Source organism: Roseburia yibonii (assembly GCF_014297335.1).
GTDB lineage: Bacteria > Bacillota > Clostridia > Lachnospirales > Lachnospiraceae > Roseburia_D > Roseburia_D yibonii.
Window position 1 is genome coordinate 308,256 of record NZ_JACOQH010000001.1, and the last position, 16,638, is coordinate 324,893.

The following is a 16,638-nucleotide window of genomic DNA, read 5'->3' on the forward strand; positions in this document are numbered from 1 at the left end:
TATCTGTTTCCATTATTTTACTTGATTCCCATTTATTTATCAAGACGTTTCCAGCTCACTCTTAAACTGCTCCCACGCCTCCGGGTGCTCCACATAATACTTCGGACACAGCTTTCCGGTCACATCATAATGCCGGATCACCTGATCCGCCGAAAGCCCGTAACGCCGGCAGAGCCAGGACGTAAGCGTCACAAGCGACTGGTACGTCTCCGGCCGGAACTGCCCGGTCTCATCCGGGATACAGCATTCGATCGAGATCGTATCATCATTCCTGTCATTCGACGCATAAGAGATCTCATTGCATGGGATACACTGTACGATCTCACCGTCTAACCCGATGATGAAATGACTGCTCGCGTGTGTCTCGCCGGAATCTTTTAACCCTTCAAAGTAATCACGGTTCTGACGCGCGCTGCTCCCCGGGTTTGCCGTATAATGGATCACGATCCCCCGGATCGGTCCGATCGCCGTTCCCGGTCTCGAATACGGATTGACCGTCAAAAGTTCCACATCAAGCGGCGGTCTCCCGTCGGCATCCTCCATTGCCGTCTGTGTCGCAGCCGTCCTTTTTTCCCTCTGCCAGATCAGCACCCCAGTCAGACACAGCCCGGTCACAAGAAGCACGGTCAGCACACGGGCGAGTGCCTGTTCTTTTTTGCGTCTGTTTCTTCTTTTGCTCTTTTTCATTGTTACCTTTCTATTCCGTCCCTGCCTGTGATGCCACGGTCGAACGGATGCTTTTCTTTTCGTATCTCCGAATCATAGTCGCTGCGTTCCCTTAACGCCGCAGAAGGATTTCTGCCGGTCAGGACTACCTCCAGCCCGTCCGGTCTGTGATCTAAAAAGGAAAGAAGCTCCTCCTCTTTTATCATCCCACTGCTGCACGCCCCGACGGCTTCGTCTAGGACTAACAGGTCATAATGCTCTTTTTTTACCAGTTGTCCGATCTCTCTTAGATAATTCGTATAATAGGCTGCCGCCGCTTTTTTTTCTTCCTCTGTCATCCGGAACGTAAAGCCGAATTTTTCTGTCGCGGAAAACACGGTGATCTGCGGGATCTTTTTTAACACCGGAATCTCCCCGGAAGTCCCGTCCTTTAAAAACTGGGTAAACAGCACGCTCCCGCCATTTCCGGCACACCGGACGCTGAGTCCGACCGCCGCTGTCGTTTTTCCCTTTCCATCCCCTTCATACAGATGTATCAGTCCGTACATAGTTTTCCTCCACTTTCTTTCTATTATTTATTATACCCGCTTTTTACCTGCCGGAAAAGAAAAAAATACCGGACTTTATTCTTCCGGTATTTCCTGAGTCTGTATCATATAATCTTCGGTCGGCGCATTATAATAGATGACCATGTCCTGCGTCGGATATGTCATGCCGAGTTTTCTCGCTTCCTGTTCGATCCACGCGTAGTCTGCCGCGTCCATCATGCGCTTTTTCGTGTCTGTGTTCTCGCTCACGATATGGTTTAACTCTGACTGGAGACCTGCCACATGGAGCGCCTGACTGCGCACCCGCATCTCCAGAAAGACCATCGACATGCAGAGTCCGATCATAACAAGTAAGACGGCGATATTTGCCGCTGTCTTGTATTTGTGTCTGCGCAGTTCTTTGCGTTTTTGTATCTCTTCGTATTTTCTTTTGTTTTCCTGCTCTATTTTATCATAATAGTAATCAATGCACCGTTCCGCAACGGTGGTTGCCATATCAATCTGCATCTTTTTTTAAGCCTTTTCTCACCTGGCGCGCCAGCCATTCGGTATCCTCCGGTCTGCCTGCCGCGACAACCCGAAGCATCTGTTCCTCACTTTTATATTCCCAGGCGATCTCCGGCCATCCTCCCCTTTTCTCATCGATCTGCTTTCGCAGCTTTTTTACGATATTTTTCCACAACTCTTCTGTTTTACAGGGGATATCCAAAATCCTGCATTCCATTTCCTGTGGTCGCTGTGACCCATGCAAAAAATCCGACACCAGCTCATCCAAAAGCTCCGTAAACGGCTCTGTGACATCCGCTTCCCGGAACAGGGATTCGATATCCTGTTGTGTGAAACGCCACTGGACTCCGACTTTCTTTCCGTGCAGGGTGCCCTCTTTTAAATAATTCCGAATCGTCCGGTCTGTCAGTCCGGTCAGCGCCGCCACATCCGCAACTGTGTACCACTTCTGTTCCAGCATACCGGCATCCTCCTTTATAGATTTCATTATATTTCATTTGTTTTCCTATGTAAACCTATATTTTACAAATTTTACACGTTTTTTGTTTTATTTTCCTTGTTTTTCATATATTTTCCTATTGCATTCCATTTCCAGCCAGCAGCCGTCAGGAAAGAATTTCCTATGATTCAAAAAGGCTGCCCCTGCGGTTTTCACCACAGGAACAGCCTTTTTGTTCTGTTCTATGCTTTTAAATTTAACAGGCTTCGTATTTTTGTCGGCGTTGTGACTTCCGTCGTCATCACATATTTCTGCACCCCGACCAGATAAGCCTCATCCGGGCTTCCTTCGTCTATGGGATCACAGGGCACCTCGTCTAAGGCACCGTCACCTGCCTGCGTTACCGGAACTAACACCCGCTTTAAGACCAGTTTTCTTTTGCGGATCGCTTCCCGTTCCTCTCTTCTTTGCTTCTGCTCTTCTTTTTTTCGTTTTTTCTCCGCGATCTCATCCGCTTTCTTCTGGTTTTGCTCTAAGATATCGCTGATATGGTCGCGTGCCCGGCTCATGCAGTCCGAGACGATCTCCTCACTCAGTGCCGCAAGAAGATCATTTGCCGCAGTGCGCGCCTCTTCCATGGACGTTCCTTTCTCCATTGCGGTCGTAAGGATATGCACTGCCTGCTTTTGTCCTTCTTCTTTTTTCCGTGCGGTCTCCTCTAACTGTTCCTTCCGCCTGCGGAGCGCGTTCTGATCTGCCAGCATTGCTGTCGCTCCGATCTTTTTTCCATCTACTGTCATGCTCTGCCTCCCGGAAAATCCAAATTTATCTTCCGGTATTTATATCGGCAGGAACCGTGACTTTCTAAAGCCGGATCTTTGGTTTCTTAAATCGCGCGGGTCTCATGCGCAAGCCATCTGGTTTCTTTCTCATCCAGATAAGGGCTGATCTTTTCAAAGACCTCTGCATGATATGCGTTTAAGCGCGCTCTTTCCTTTTCTGTCATAAGGGACGGATCTACCGCGTCAAGATCAAACGGCACAAAGGTGAGCGGTTTGAACTGTAAAAATTCACCGTATTCATTTTCCATGTATTTCTCGCACACGATCAGATTTTCCAGACGGATGCCGTATTTTCCTTCCAGATACAGACCCGGTTCGTCCGATGTGATCATGCCCGCCTCAAATGCTGCGCTCTCGTTACGCTCCGGAACCTGTTTCCAGCGGAATCCGTTCGGTGCTTCATGTACATTCAGATAATAGCCGACGCCATGTCCGGTGCCGTGGTTGTAATCGAGTCCCATCTCCCAGAGTGCTTCCCTCGCAAGATAATCAAAGTTGATCCCAAGGCAGCCCTTCCGGAATTTTGCGGAAACAAGATTCAGATTTCCTTTTAATACCGCGGTAAAATGCTTTTTCATCTCATCCGTGATATTTCCAAGCGCAACGGTTCTTGTGATATCGGTCGTTCCCTCGAGGTACTGTCCGCCGGTATCCAGAAGTAAGAAGCTGTCCGCTTTGATCTCCTTGTCTGTTTCCGGTGTCGCGGAATAATGCACGATCGCCCCGTGCTCCGCATATGCCGCGATCGGGCCAAAGCTCTGTCCCCTGTAATTTTCTCCCATCCGACGGAACTCATCTAATTTTTCCGCAACGGAGATCTCGGTCATCGGGATCTTTCCGACATTCGTCTTGATCCAGTGCAGGAATCTGCACACCGCCACACCGTCTTTGATGTGCGCTTTTCTTTCATTCTCCACCTCAACCGGTGTCTTGACTGCTTTCATAAGGACGGTCGGACACGGTCTGTCCAAAACGGGCACTTCCGCCGGGATATTGCTTACGATCGCGAAATTGGCCTTGGAAGCGTCAAGCAGTACGGTGTGCTTTTTATTGATCTTTTTTATATCCTCGTACATCTGATCGTAAGGATAGAAAGATACTCCTGCCGCCTCCAGTGCCTCGCGCACCGTGTCATCCAGAACCTTTTCATTGATGTAAAGGCGGATCTCCGTTCTGCCAAGCACCAGATAGGAGAGCACGACCGGATTATACGCCACGTCATTGCCACGGATATTTAAAAGCCATGCGATATCATCGAGCGATGACAGGACAAAGAGATCCGCGCCCTGTTCTTCCATCACTTCCCGCACTCTTCTTATGCGTTCTTCTCTTGACTCGCCGGTGTATTTTTCATCCAGCAACGTGACCGGTTCCGCAGAAAGCGCCGGTCTGTCCTTCCATACAAGATCGACCAGATCCTGCTCATAGACAACACCCGCTCCCTTCTCTTCCAGATCTCTTTTTAACGCAAATGCCTCTTTCGCATTGACCGTGCGCCCGTCAAAGCCTAACGTCTGTCCTTCTTTTAATTTATCTACCAAAAACGCGTGTACGGTAGGGACTCCCGGTTCTCCCATCTTAAAAAGATCGATCCCGCTTCCCGCAAGCTGCTTGCCCGCCTGTAAAAAGTATCTTCCGTCCGTCCAGAGCCCTGCCATATCCTGTGTCACCACAAGCGTGCCCGCAGATCCGGTAAACCCGGACATATAAGCTCTGCATTTGAAATGATCGCCCACATACTCCGATCCGTGAAAATCATCGGTCACAATCATATACGCATCGATGTTATGCGCTTTCATCTGTTTTCTTAATTCTGTAATAGTTTCCTTTGCCACGATATGCACCTTCCTCTTTATCTTTCTATATCGTAATTGATCTTTTTATAAAACAGCTTTCGTATATCCTCGTGGGTATATGCTTCCGCCATCACCCACATCATCTTGGTAACGATTGCTTCGATCGTCATGTCGTAGGCCTCTAAAATCCGTGGATTCTGTTTGAATGTCCGTCCCACTTCATAAATATCAAGATTGCTTCCCTCCATCGGCACCTGCGTTGTGATAACGACCTCGGTTCCGGCATCGATGAGCTCCGCGATCTTCTCTTTGTATTTCATGGATTCCAGACTCGGGATTCCGCCTACTCCGAACCCTTCTATTATAACCGCATCATAACGATTTTTCAAATAGTCCAAAATCCCGGCATCCATGCCCGGTACCAGCTTTAACACGAAAATATTCTCATTTAACCGGTCGTAAAATTTTACCGGTTCATCTCCCTGCTCTTCGATGTAATGGAACACCTTGTTGTCGCGTATCACTGCCTTGTGCGGAAAATTTACACTGGAAAACGCGTTGAAGCTCTTGCTGCGCACCTTTCTTCCCCGCGTGCCCGCGATCACTTCCCCGTCAAACACAAAGCTGACGTTTGTGGACACGTCCGATGTTGCGTACAGGATACTCTGTATCACATTGCTCTTTGCATCTGTAATGTCCTCATTGATCGGTTTCTGCGCGCCGGTCAGCACGATCGGTTTCCTGCTGTTCTGGATCAGATAGGAAAGCGCCGCCGCGGTATACGCCATCGTATCCGTGCCATGCAGCACCACAAATCCATCGTATCTGTCGTACTCCTTATGGATGGTGTCCGCGATCGCGATCCAGTTTTCCGGCTGCATATTCGTACTGTCCAGATTCATGAGCTGAACCGCGTGCAGACAGCACATCTCACGGATCTTTGGCACATAATTTAAAAAATCTTCCATCTCGATCTGCGGCATGAGCCCTTTTTCCGTAGAACGACAGGCGATCGTTCCTCCGGTCGCAATGACTAATATCTGTTTCATAGGTGTATCCTTTCCCAAAAAATACCGCTGTATTCCATTGTATTATCCCTTTTTCTGTTATATATTATCTAAGTATGAGATACCGGTTCTATCCGTATCTTCAATCTTTTACATTATATAAACAGAAAAGAGGTTTTTCAATGGATACCGAAAAGTATTTCGATTATATTTTATCTGAGACGCAAAAGATCCTCGCGATCGACAGTCCGTCCGGTTTTACCAGAAATGTTGCCGACTATGTACTCTCCGCTTACCGTGCGCTCGGCTATGAGCCGGTACAGACGGTAAAGGGCGGCGTGTTCTGTGAGATCGGCGGTGCCGACACGAAGGATGCCCTGCTCATGGAAGCGCATATTGACACTTTAGGTGCCATGGTTTCTGAGATCCGTCCAAACGGTTATCTCGCACTCTCTCCGATCGGCGGCATGAACGCAAACAATGCGGAGGCGGAAAACTGCACGATCTACACGAGAGACGGCAGAACCTACACCGGCACTTTCCAGCTGCAAAACGCCTCCATCCATGTCAATGGGGATTACGACTCCACAAAAAGGACTTACGAAAACATGGAAGTGGTGCTCGATGAAATGGTCTCCTCCAAAGAGGACACACTCGCGCTTGGTATTCTGCCGGGTGATATCGTCTGCTTTGATCCGCGCACGACATACACCAAGAGCGGCTACATCAAGAGCCGTTTTCTGGATGACAAGTTGAGTGTCGGCATTCTGCTCGGATTTGCCAAATATGTGAAAGAAGAACAGATCGCGCTTCCAAGAAAAGTATATCAGCACATTACCGTTTATGAGGAAGTCGGACACGGCGGTGCCGCTTCGATCCCATCCGATGTCACCGAAGTTCTTTCCGTAGATATGGGCTGTGTCGGCGACGGTCTTACCTGCCGCGAACACCAGGTGTCGATCTGCGCAAAGGACAGCAGAGGGCCTTATAACTATGACGTTGTATCCGGTCTGATCGCCGCCGCGAAACGCAAGAATCTGGACTTTGCCGTTGACATTTATCCGCATTACGGCTCCGATGCCGACGTGGCGCTCACCGCTGGCTACGATGTAAAACACGGGCTCATCGGCTCCGGTGTCTATGCATCCCACGGCTATGAACGCAGCCACAAGGACGGCGTGATCAACACCTTCTTACTGCTGACCGAATATCTGAAATAATTGTTCTTTAAACAACAGGGCGGAGCATCCTTTTGATGCCCCGCCCAATTTTTTTGCTTTTTACTCCTCATCCTTCTGATATTCCAAGATATCTCCCGGCTGACAGTCGAGCACCTCGCAGATCGCCTCTAATGTTGAGAAACGGATCGCGCTGATCTTTCCGGTCTTGATCTTGGAAAGATTCACATTCGACACACCCACGCGCGCTGACAGCTCATTCAAACTCATTTTCCGGTCTGCCATTACCCGGTCCAGACGTAATATGATTTTTCCCATTGCTTTTCCCTGCCTCTTTATAATGTCTCATCCGATTCTCTCTGCAGCACAGCGCCATACTGGAAGATATACGTCAGTGCCAGGATCATAAGCACAACAAATACCATATTGAAATTTACGGACAGTGAAAATTTTACCCGGTTGTTAAAAATTCCCTCGGATGCCATATCCGAAATGCTGGAAAATACCACCCACGGAATCAGCGAATACGCAAACATCCTCATCTTTTTGATGACATCCTCCTCAAATGGGGACTGGCACTTCCCAACTGCTTTAAAAAGCGCCCCGATAAAGAAAAGTGTGATCAGTGTCATAATAAGGTGAAGCGTCACCGCCACCAAAGGCCCTACCAGTTTTCTCAGATTAAAGTCACCCATTTTCCCGTTTCCGCTCATCAGGATATGACTGCCTTTGGTCTCAAATTTATCAATTCCATAGGAAACGCCCTCTAAATCCAATTCGGTTCCTTTTTCATATCCATATTCCGAAAGATCTATATCCGCTAATGCTTCCTCTGCCGCATTTTTCCCTACGACAGACGCAAGATTTACATCAATATTTGCCGTTCCCGCCATACGGATATGAAGTGTATCCTCCGGCAGTACCGCCAGCACGATCGCTGCCATGATCGTTCCAACCAGCCCGAGGATCACAAATATCCGCAGGATGATTGTGATTATACTTCCTGCCTTTCCCATTTTATTGATCTTACTGATCGCATCTTCTTTCATAGCCTCGTTCCTCCATTAACATTTTTCGTTATTTTTTTAATGTTTATCGTTAAATGTATTTTAACAGAGGCTTTTTCTCCTGTCAATAGATTTTTAATGTTTATCGTTAAATTTTATATGTTTTATCATAATTTTTTACTTTATCCTATATTTTCTATTAGTAGTCGCACCACAAAAAAACTGCTGCCCTGCGACCTTACGGTCGCAAAGGCAGCAGCCTTTTTGTTTTACATCAAATCACTGCTTACACTGCAATTATTCGATGGTTGCATACATAAAGTATTTGGTACCGAATTTTGTATTGTAGATGCCGGTTACATTTGTCTTGCACATATAATCGTCATTGTAGAAGTAGATCGGTACTGCAGCCCAGGTATCCATGAGCATATCTTCTGCCTGATGTAACATCTGTACACGGGCAGTGTTATCTGTTGTTGTTCTGATCTCGCTGATCAGGTTATCATATGCTGTCCAGTCCGGTGTTGCGCTGTTTTCCGGGTTCTTTCCTAACTGCGCATCATTGTTTCCGGAATCAGAAGTGAAAATCTCAAGCATGTTGATCGGGTCATCGTAATCTGCGATCCATCCTTCACGCGCAATAGAGAATGCACCTGCTTTACGATCATTTAAGAATGTATCCCACTCTTCTGTCTTAATGGTTACATCAACACCGATGGAAGACCAGTCAGACTGGATTGCTTCTGCAATTGCCTGATGTGCTGTGTTTTCATTGATCAGATATTCTACAGAGATCGGGTTCTCATCACTTAAAGTTCCGTCATCGTTGAACTTGTAACCGATGCTTTCCAGTAATTCTGTCGCTTCTGCTTTTGCAGCATCGAAATCATATTCTGCTGTGTAGTATCCATGAGAATCCGCATCCGGATAATCATAATCATCTTCACGGAAGATTCCGCCGTTACCATCAGACATTCCGTCCGGAACGAACGCGGTAGCAACCTTCTGTCCGGTCTGACCGATGTTCTCTGCAATGTAGCCACGGTCGATCAGGATGCCAAGTGCGTGACGTAAAGTCGCTGCGTCTTCTGCAGACATTCCGTCAAACATCTTGTCGTTTACGTTGAATGCGATATAGTAGTTTCCTAACTGATCATCAACATGGAAATCAGCGTTGTTGATCACAGATGCAACTTCATCACTCGGAATGCTGTCGATGAAGTCAAGGTCTCCTGCGTTGTAAGCGGAGAATGTAGCAGTATCATCTGCGGATAACATGAACTCAAGTTTTTCTACTTTTACATTATCTGCATCGTAAAAGTACGGGTTCTTTTCATATACCATGGATTCATTGTGTTTCCAGGATGTGCACACATACGCACCGTTGGATACGAATCCAGCTTCAGCGCACCATGCGCCCGGGTTTGTTCCGTCTGCGTTTGCTGCTTCTACTGCTGCCTGCGGTACCGGCATAAATACAGGGAATGCGCAAAGCTGCAGGAAATATGGGCACGGAGCAGCAAGAACTGCTGTTAAAGTATTTCCGTCTGCCTTTACATTGATGGTGTCACCATCTTTTGCAAATACATCGAACAGATAAGAATAATCTGCTGCAGTCTGAGGATCTGCTGCTCTCTTCCAGGAATATTCAAAATCTGCTGCGGTCAGATCAGAGCCATCGCTCCATTTCAGACCATCTTTTAAAGTAAAGGTGTAAGTAAGTCCGTCATCACTTACGGTATAGTCAGATACCAGAGCCGGGACCGGATTGCTGTCCTTGTCAAAGGTAAACAGACCTACAAAGCTGTTTGCTGCCAAAGCTGCGCCATCAACGGTTGTATTTAATGCCGGATCCAGTTTATCCGGTTCACTCGCAAGGTTGATGCGAAGGGTAGAGCCGTCAGAAGTAGATACAGAACCTTCTGTAGACGCTTCGGTAGACGCTGTACCTGTGGTGCTGTTGCTGCTTGCAGATGAACCACAGCCTGCGAACATGCTGGTAGCCATTGCTGCAATTAACATTGCTGATACAATTTTCTTCTTCATAATATTCCTCCTGAAAATATTTATTAATTAAACATACCGCAGACGGTACGAATAATTCTCTCTCATGTCCTAGCGGTTAAAGCAGGAAACCATATGTCCGTTTCCTCTGTCCGTCAGGGAAGGGCATTCTTTCGCGCACTGCTCGGTCGCGTAACGGCATCTGGTGCGGAACGCACAGCCGCTCGGCAGATTCATCGGGCTCGGAACATCTCCCTCTAAGATGATACGCTTGCGCTCTTTTGCCATGTTCGGATCCGGCATCGGGATCGCGCTGAGCAGCGATTCTGTATACGGATGCAGCGGATTTTCATTTAATTCATCCGCGTCCGCGATCTCTACGATCTTACCAAGATACATAACCGCGATACGGTCGGAAATATGATGTACGACCAGAAGGTCATGCGCGATAAAAAGATACGCAACACCTAATTTTTCCTGCAGGTCTTCAAACATATTGATGACCTGTGCCTGGATGGAAACATCCAGCGCGGAAACCGGCTCGTCGCAGACGATGAAGCTCGGATTTACCGCAAGTGCGCGGGCAATTCCGATACGCTGTCTCTGTCCACCGGAAAATTCATGCGCGTAACGTGTCGCATGCTCGGCATTTAAACCGACGAGATCCATCAGTTCGAGGATCTTTTCTCTGCGCTCCGCTTTGGAGCTGTAAAGCTTGTGTACATCCAGTGGCTCTCCGATGATATCTTCTACGGTCATACGCGGATTTAAGGAAGAATACGGATCCTGGAATACCATCTGCATCTCCTTGCGCAGTGACTTGATATTTTTATCGGTCACTTTTTCCCCTTTGAAGATCACATCTCCGCCGGTTGGTTTGTATAACTGGAGTAAGGAACGTCCAACGGTCGTCTTACCGCAGCCGGACTCTCCTACCAGTCCGAGTGTCTCGCCCGGTTTGATCGCAAAAGACACACCGTCTACTGCTTTTAACGGGATCGTCTTTCCAAATCCGGTCTTGATCGGAAAATACTGTTTTAAGTCATTTACTTCTACCAAATATTCATTCTTGTCATTACTGCTCATTGCTGATACCTCCGTTTTCGGCCTCATACTGGGCTTTTACATTCATCCAGCAGCTTGCAAGATGTGTTTCGCCTACGCGAAGTTCTTCCGGTACTGTGTCCAGACAGATCTTCATTGCTTTGTCACAGCGGGCACAGAACGCACAGCCCTTTGGCATATTTAACAGATTGATCGGTGTACCGCCGATCGGTACAAGCCGTTCTTTCATACGGCTTACGCTCGGAATGGAGCGAAGCAGTCCCTTGGTGTATTCATGACGTGGATCATAGAAGATCGCATCCGCGGTACCACGCTCACAGACACGTCCACCATACATGACGATAATCTCATCACACATGTCGGCAATCACACCGAGGTCATGTGTAACCATGATGATCGCCATTCCCATCTTCTTCTGCAGTTCCTGCATCAGCTCTAAGATCTGTGCCTGGATCGTTACGTCAAGCGCGGTCGTTGGTTCATCCGCGATCAGGATATCCGGTTCACAGGCAAGTGCCATGGCGATCATCACACGCTGGCGCATACCGCCGGACAACTCGTGCGGATACTGTTTCAGACGTTTTTCCGGCTCATTGACACCGACTAAGGTCAGCATCTCGATCGCGCGCTCCCTTGCCTGTTCTTTGTTACGGTCCGTGTGGAGCAGAATCGCTTCCATCAGCTGGTTTCCGATGGTAAATACCGGATTTAAGCTGGTCATCGGATCCTGGAAGATAATGGAACATTTCTTTCCACGAAATCCCTGCATCTGTTTTTTGTTCCACTTGGTGATATCCTCACCCTTATATAATACCTCACCACTTACGATCTTTCCGGTATCCGCAAGAATCTGCATAATGGAATACGCGGTAACACTCTTTCCGGAACCACTTTCTCCTACAATTCCAAGTGTCTTTCCGGCTTCCAGATTAAAGGAAACGCCGTTTACCGCCTTTACCTCTCCGGAATCTGTAAAAAATGATGTATGTAAATCTTTTACCTGTAATAAATATTCACTCACTGTCCATGCCTCCCTTATTTCTTCAGCTTCGGATCTAATGCATCACGAAGTCCGTCACCTAACAGGTTAAATGCCAACACGATAAGGACGATGGTAACAGCCGGGAAAATCAGTTTGTACGGATAACTGGTCAGTCCGTCTCTCGCCGCGTTCGCCAGGGAACCAAGCGACGGCATCGGAGCCTGTACACCAAGACCTAAGAAACTTAAATAGCTCTCGGTAAAGATTGCGGAAGGGATCTGCAATGCTACGGAAATAATGATAACAGAAAGACAGTTCGGCAGGATGTGCGTACGGATGATCCGGGATGCCGGAGTACCGATCGCTCTCGAAGCCAGTACATAATCGTTCTGCTTGATCGTAAGGATCTGTCCACGCACCAGACGCGCCATACTTACCCAGTATAACAGTCCGAATACGATAAACAAAGATAACATATTACTTCCGAGTTTTGCAAAGACCGTTCCCTTGATCGCCGTTCCAAGCGTTTCTCCAAGTACCACGCTAAGCAGGATGACCATTAGAAGATCCGGCAGTGAATATATGATATCGACAATACGCATCATGATCAGATCGACTTTTCCACCCGCGTAACCGGATATGGAGCCGTAGACCACACCGATGATAAGGACGATGATACTTGCGAACAGACCGACACTCAAAGAAACTCTTGTTCCGTAAACCACACGGATAAAGTAGTCACGGCACTGTTCGTCAGTTCCGAAAATGTGCGGGAATACAGTACCGCCTTTTTCGATGTATTTCTGTTCCATTTTTGAATAGGTAAACGGTGCGAGGTTCTTCGCTGTCTTATCTCTCACTCCGTCTACGGTAATGATCTCCGAATAACCGTACGGTACGATCTTCGGTGCGAAAATGATCACAAGAAGGATCAGGATCAGTACGATGATACTTCCCATCGCCAACGGGTTTTTCCGCAGACGTTTCATACTGTCCTTAAAGAAAGTGGTGGACTCACTCATGACATCCTGCTGCTTTTTCTCTTCTTCGGTCGCAAAATCAAATTTACTTAAATCTATCTGTGCGCTGAGCACATTCTTCTTCGGCATTCCGTTCTCATTAGACATATCCGGGCCTCCTATTCCAAATTAATTCGCGGATCAATGCACTTGTATGCAATGTCGGTAAGCAGGTTCGCAATGACCATGATGATCGCAAGGAACATGGTGGTTGCCATGATCATCGTATAATCACGGTTGTAAATGCTGGTAACGAATTTCTGTCCCAGTCCGCCGATCGTAAAAATATTTTCCACGACCATGGAACCTGTGATGATATACGCGATCTCCGGCCCTACATAGGTAACAACCGGGATCAGGGCATTCCGCAGTGTATGTTTGAAAATAACCTTTGCCTGGGAAACACCTTTGGCACGCGCGGTACGGACATAATCCTGTCCCAGCGCATCCAGCATACTGGTCTTTGTCAGACGGGTGATATATGCCATCGGATATAACGCCAGTGAGATCACCGGAAGCAGGTAGTTATGTGAGTGTGCGCTCCATACCTGGATCCATCCGAGTTTGATACAGAACAGGTAGAGTAAGAGCGTCGCCAGAACGAAACTCGGCATCGCCGTCATAAGGGTCGTAAAAAATACGATCAGACGATCCGGCCATTTGTTTCTTGTCAGGGCTGCGATACTTCCGAGTACAACACCGAAAATAACGGATATGAGAAGCGCCATGCCACCAAGCTTCGCACTGATCGAAAAACTGGTGGACATTGTCTGCCAGATATCACGTCCGGTCTTGATACTTACCCCCCAGTCACCGTGCAGCAGGTTTCCCATATAAATGAAATACTGTTCCACAATCGGTTTATCCAGGTTGTAACGTTTCTCTAATACTGCCTTTACCTCCGGGCTCGTTGCCTTTTCTGTGTCAAATGGTCCGCCCGGAATCGCATTCATGGCAAAGAATGTGATTAAGCTGATAATGACCAGCGTAACAATCGCAAGACCAATTCTTTTTATGACATACTTGTTCAAAAAAATCCTCTCCTTAACTTGTAGTATCGTTGTCATCACTGTCCGTCTGACATGTACGTTTGTCTTTTATTTACTTCGGGTAAAAAAAAAGCGTATAGTATAACCTATACACTCCCTTGTGTCATACCTTCCATTCTTATACAATTTCCGCATATCAGGCTTTACAGTCGTGAATGATTTTAAAATGTTTTTTTCAATCTGTCAAGGTTATTTTTTGCTTTCGGCATCTTGCATAAACGCCGTTTTTCTCCATTTTTCGCCATTTTTGTGTCGTGTTTTTATTAGTTTTTGCCGCATATATATACACCGTGTTTTTCATGCCCGGCAAGATGTCCGTCTGATGCGTACACCCGTTTTTCCTACCTCTGCACTCGGTTTTTTAGTTTTCGCTGACTTACGCCATTTCAATCAAAACGGAAGAACTGTGTTTTCCTGATTTTTTCAGATTGTTTTTCATTCAAACACAATTCTTCCGCTTTCTCATTGGCTTTTCTTTTTACTTTTATTCACTTTTTCTTCTTATTCTTTTTTTGTTACATTATAATAGGAAGAAACTTATTAAAAAATATTTTGTTTTTATTCCGAAACAAGCGACTGCAGGCTCGCTTTTACATGATCCGCCGTCTCTAAGATCACCTGTGCGGAAGCGGATATCTCTTCGGTGGAAGCTGCCAGATTCTGTGTACGGTCATTGACTGCATGCACGATCTCCATCAGCTTGTCGGCATCCGCAACGATCGAACTGATCGACGCGAGGATCTGCTCCTGGCTCTCACTGCTGCGGTTCGCGGTATTTCTGGAATCCGTAGCAAGATTGTTGATCTCTCCCGCAACAACCGCAAATCCTTTTCCTGCCTCTCCTGCTCTTGCCGCCTCGATACTTGCGTTTAACGCAAGCAGGTTTGTCTGGGACGCAATGGATACGACCTCGGCATTGTTCTTCGAAAGTTCTTCTAACAGCTTTTCGATATCTCCCATCGCGTTGCTCAAGTTCTCGCAGAACCGGAATACTTCCTGCATATCGCCGGAAATTCCCGTACTCTCGTTGGCATTGTTCTCATTTCCCGCCGCCATGTCATCCACAGACTGATACAGGGTCGCGAACTCCTCATTAATCGTGTTGACCGCTTCTAACACTCTCTTACGCCCGTTCTCTACTTCAATCTTTTCCTGCTTTACTTCCTCGGCCAGCTCTTCCGCGTGCTCTTTTTCGATCTGCACGATGCTCTTTACATAATGGATGCAGTTTTCTTTCCGGTTAAATCCGTTAAAGATCGCCTCTGCCATCTGTTTACAGGACTGATAACCGCATGCGGAACAGTCGATGGTCTGTTCTTTTTGTGTATTCTTATTCATGGAAGCAAATATCTCATTTAACTGTGTGGCACTTGGTTTCTCGTAGGTACACTGCGCAGAACGGTCTGTGTACCTGCGCAGATAATCGGAAAGATCCAGGTTCTTAAACTGCTGGTTTAATTTTTTTAAGCGCTGTTTCGGAGAAAGCTTCTTCGCCCACGCGCTCATGCCTTTATCTTTTTTAACGGATTCCCGGATCTTTAACAGTGCGCACAGCGCGTCATCGGTATTTGCTTTGTCCTCTTCGACCGCGGTACCGCAGATACAGCCGTTTGCACAGTTTAACGCATCGATGAAAAGATACGGGGTCTTGTCCTTCGCGATCTTCTCCCTGTTGCGCTCAAGGTATTCATACATGTGTTTTTCACCCTCGATCTGACGGATAAACACACTTTCACCAAGGAACCAGTATACATTTTCTTTGAGTCCGCCCGGTGTCGGGTAAATGGAACCAAGTCCGTACTCTACCTCATCGGTCGCATTCTCTCCTGAAATGCCGTGTTTGCGGATATACTGCATCAGATGGTCAAAGGTCACATTATAGGAAATATAACCACCGTTGTTTCCATCCTCGATCTCCATTTTCTTTGCGATACACGGGCTTAAAAACGCGAATTTGTCGGTAATGCCCATCTGCTTTCTGGCATAGATTGCCGCGCACATCATCGGGCTCTGTACCGGAAACAGCTTCGGCAGAAGTTCCGGCAGATAACGCTCGATATAGCCGACAACCGCCGGACAGGGCTGTGAGATCCCGCCGGTAAATCCATATTTGTCAATATAATTCAAATATCCCCAGGTAGTAATATCCGCTCCGAAGGAAACGCTGATCATGCGGTTCACTCCGAGCTTTTTCAGTCCTCCGAGCACCGTACCATATTCCGATGGGTAGTTGGCTTTGAATGCCGGCGCAATCAAAAGTGATATCCGTTCGCCCTTTTTCAAATCTTCAAAGAAGCGCTCTGTATCATCCGCAAATTCTCTTGCGTGGTGCTCACATACATCAAAACAGGCGCCACAGGCAATGCATTTGTCACTATCCACGTCAATTCGGTTAATTCCGTCCACGACATGTGACACACATGCACCCATGCAACTACAGACGCTGATACACTTATTGCATCCGATACAATTATCATTTGTAAATACAAGTGCGTTTTTCTCTTCTGTCATAAAACTCCCTCGCTCTCT

At 47.2% G+C, this 16,638-nt stretch carries 16 protein-coding genes; 1 reads left to right on the plus strand and 15 read right to left on the minus strand.

Going from position 1 to position 16,638, the window contains the following annotated elements:
* Nucleotides 1-39: 39 nt before the first annotated feature.
* From H8Z76_RS01570 to H8Z76_RS01600, 7 genes are all read right to left on the minus strand, one after another.
* A complete protein-coding gene (locus tag H8Z76_RS01570; protein ID WP_186981441.1) occupies nucleotides 40-687 on the minus strand; it encodes a peptidoglycan recognition protein family protein in 648 nt (215 codons plus the stop codon).
* A 2-nt stretch (nucleotides 688-689) separates the two neighbouring features.
* Entirely contained in the window at nucleotides 690-1,214 is a 525-nt protein-coding gene (locus H8Z76_RS01575; RefSeq protein ID WP_186981442.1) for a cob(I)yrinic acid a,c-diamide adenosyltransferase, read from the minus strand.
* Nucleotides 1,215-1,289: 75 nt separating this feature from the next.
* Nucleotides 1,290-1,709 carry a hypothetical protein gene (locus H8Z76_RS01580; protein WP_186981443.1) on the minus strand — a complete coding sequence of 140 codons (420 nt, stop codon included), beginning with the start codon at nucleotides 1,707-1,709 and terminating at the stop codon, nucleotides 1,290-1,292.
* A gap of 1 nt (nucleotide 1,710) precedes the next feature.
* Nucleotides 1,711-2,181: a helix-turn-helix domain-containing protein gene (locus H8Z76_RS01585; RefSeq protein WP_147617910.1), complete on the minus strand. Its 471-nt coding sequence runs from the start codon at nucleotides 2,179-2,181 to the stop codon at nucleotides 1,711-1,713.
* Between the two features lie 221 nt (nucleotides 2,182-2,402).
* On the minus strand, nucleotides 2,403-2,960 hold the full coding sequence (locus H8Z76_RS01590; protein ID WP_186981444.1) for a hypothetical protein: 558 nt from the start codon (nucleotides 2,958-2,960) through the stop codon (nucleotides 2,403-2,405).
* An 86-nt stretch (nucleotides 2,961-3,046) separates the two neighbouring features.
* Complete coding sequence (locus H8Z76_RS01595; RefSeq protein WP_186981445.1) at nucleotides 3,047-4,837, minus strand: aminopeptidase P family protein; 1,791 nt, start codon at nucleotides 4,835-4,837, stop codon at nucleotides 3,047-3,049.
* Between the two features lie 17 nt (nucleotides 4,838-4,854).
* Nucleotides 4,855-5,847 carry an asparaginase gene (locus tag H8Z76_RS01600; RefSeq protein WP_022515482.1) on the minus strand — a complete coding sequence of 331 codons (993 nt, stop codon included), beginning with the start codon at nucleotides 5,845-5,847 and terminating at the stop codon, nucleotides 4,855-4,857.
* A gap of 140 nt (nucleotides 5,848-5,987) precedes the next feature.
* Here H8Z76_RS01600 and H8Z76_RS01605 point away from each other — a divergent pair, with 140 nt between their 5' ends.
* Nucleotides 5,988-7,025 (plus strand): M42 family metallopeptidase, encoded by a 1,038-nt coding sequence (locus H8Z76_RS01605; protein WP_186981446.1) that lies wholly within the window; start codon nucleotides 5,988-5,990, stop codon nucleotides 7,023-7,025.
* Between the two features lie 60 nt (nucleotides 7,026-7,085).
* Here the strand turns inward: H8Z76_RS01605 and H8Z76_RS01610 are convergent, their stop codons facing one another.
* The 8 genes from H8Z76_RS01610 to H8Z76_RS13740 form a co-directional block, all read right to left on the minus strand.
* Nucleotides 7,086-7,301, minus strand: coding sequence for a helix-turn-helix domain-containing protein (locus tag H8Z76_RS01610; protein WP_147617906.1), 216 nt, complete (start codon nucleotides 7,299-7,301; stop codon nucleotides 7,086-7,088).
* A 17-nt stretch (nucleotides 7,302-7,318) separates the two neighbouring features.
* Nucleotides 7,319-8,032: a DUF2975 domain-containing protein gene (locus H8Z76_RS01615; protein ID WP_186981447.1), complete on the minus strand. Its 714-nt coding sequence runs from the start codon at nucleotides 8,030-8,032 to the stop codon at nucleotides 7,319-7,321.
* A gap of 255 nt (nucleotides 8,033-8,287) precedes the next feature.
* On the minus strand, nucleotides 8,288-10,036 hold the full coding sequence (locus tag H8Z76_RS01620; RefSeq protein WP_186981448.1) for a peptide ABC transporter substrate-binding protein: 1,749 nt from the start codon (nucleotides 10,034-10,036) through the stop codon (nucleotides 8,288-8,290).
* A gap of 69 nt (nucleotides 10,037-10,105) precedes the next feature.
* A complete protein-coding gene (locus H8Z76_RS01625; RefSeq protein WP_147617903.1) occupies nucleotides 10,106-11,080 on the minus strand; it encodes an ABC transporter ATP-binding protein in 975 nt (324 codons plus the stop codon).
* Entirely contained in the window at nucleotides 11,070-12,080 is a 1,011-nt protein-coding gene (locus tag H8Z76_RS01630; RefSeq protein WP_022514233.1) for an ABC transporter ATP-binding protein, read from the minus strand. Before H8Z76_RS01630 ends, H8Z76_RS01625 begins: the two co-directional genes overlap by 11 nt.
* A 14-nt stretch (nucleotides 12,081-12,094) precedes the next feature.
* Nucleotides 12,095-13,168, minus strand: a complete 1,074-nt coding sequence (locus H8Z76_RS01635; protein WP_147617902.1) for an ABC transporter permease — start codon at nucleotides 13,166-13,168, stop codon at nucleotides 12,095-12,097.
* Between the two features lie 11 nt (nucleotides 13,169-13,179).
* A complete protein-coding gene (locus tag H8Z76_RS01640; protein WP_147617901.1) occupies nucleotides 13,180-14,091 on the minus strand; it encodes an ABC transporter permease in 912 nt (303 codons plus the stop codon).
* A gap of 576 nt (nucleotides 14,092-14,667) precedes the next feature.
* Nucleotides 14,668-16,620, minus strand: coding sequence for a [Fe-Fe] hydrogenase large subunit C-terminal domain-containing protein (locus H8Z76_RS13740; protein ID WP_186981449.1), 1,953 nt, complete (start codon nucleotides 16,618-16,620; stop codon nucleotides 14,668-14,670).
* Nucleotides 16,621-16,638: the final 18 nt, after the last annotated feature.

Bases quoted from the DNA above. Each gene is read 5' to 3' on its own strand.
- H8Z76_RS01570 (WP_186981441.1), bottom strand. From the start codon at position 687: ATGAAAAAGAGCAAAAGAAGAAACAGACGCAAAAAAGAACAGGCACTC.
- H8Z76_RS01575 (WP_186981442.1), bottom strand. From the start codon at position 1,214: ATGTACGGACTGATACATCTGTATGAAGGGGATGGAAAGGGAAAAACG.
- H8Z76_RS01580 (WP_186981443.1), bottom strand. From the start codon at position 1,709: ATGGCAACCACCGTTGCGGAACGGTGCATTGATTACTATTATGATAAA.
- H8Z76_RS01585 (WP_147617910.1), bottom strand. From the start codon at position 2,181: ATGCTGGAACAGAAGTGGTACACAGTTGCGGATGTGGCGGCGCTGACC.
- H8Z76_RS01590 (WP_186981444.1), bottom strand. From the start codon at position 2,960: ATGACAGTAGATGGAAAAAAGATCGGAGCGACAGCAATGCTGGCAGAT.
- H8Z76_RS01600 (WP_022515482.1), bottom strand. From the start codon at position 5,847: ATGAAACAGATATTAGTCATTGCGACCGGAGGAACGATCGCCTGTCGT.
- H8Z76_RS01605 (WP_186981446.1), top strand. From the start codon at position 5,988: ATGGATACCGAAAAGTATTTCGATTATATTTTATCTGAGACGCAAAAG.
- H8Z76_RS01610 (WP_147617906.1), bottom strand. From the start codon at position 7,301: ATGGGAAAAATCATATTACGTCTGGACCGGGTAATGGCAGACCGGAAA.
- H8Z76_RS01615 (WP_186981447.1), bottom strand. From the start codon at position 8,032: ATGAAAGAAGATGCGATCAGTAAGATCAATAAAATGGGAAAGGCAGGA.
- H8Z76_RS01620 (WP_186981448.1), bottom strand. From the start codon at position 10,036: ATGAAGAAGAAAATTGTATCAGCAATGTTAATTGCAGCAATGGCTACC.
- H8Z76_RS01625 (WP_147617903.1), bottom strand. From the start codon at position 11,080: ATGAGCAGTAATGACAAGAATGAATATTTGGTAGAAGTAAATGACTTA.
- H8Z76_RS01635 (WP_147617902.1), bottom strand. From the start codon at position 13,168: ATGTCTAATGAGAACGGAATGCCGAAGAAGAATGTGCTCAGCGCACAG.
- H8Z76_RS13740 (WP_186981449.1), bottom strand. From the start codon at position 16,620: ATGACAGAAGAGAAAAACGCACTTGTATTTACAAATGATAATTGTATC.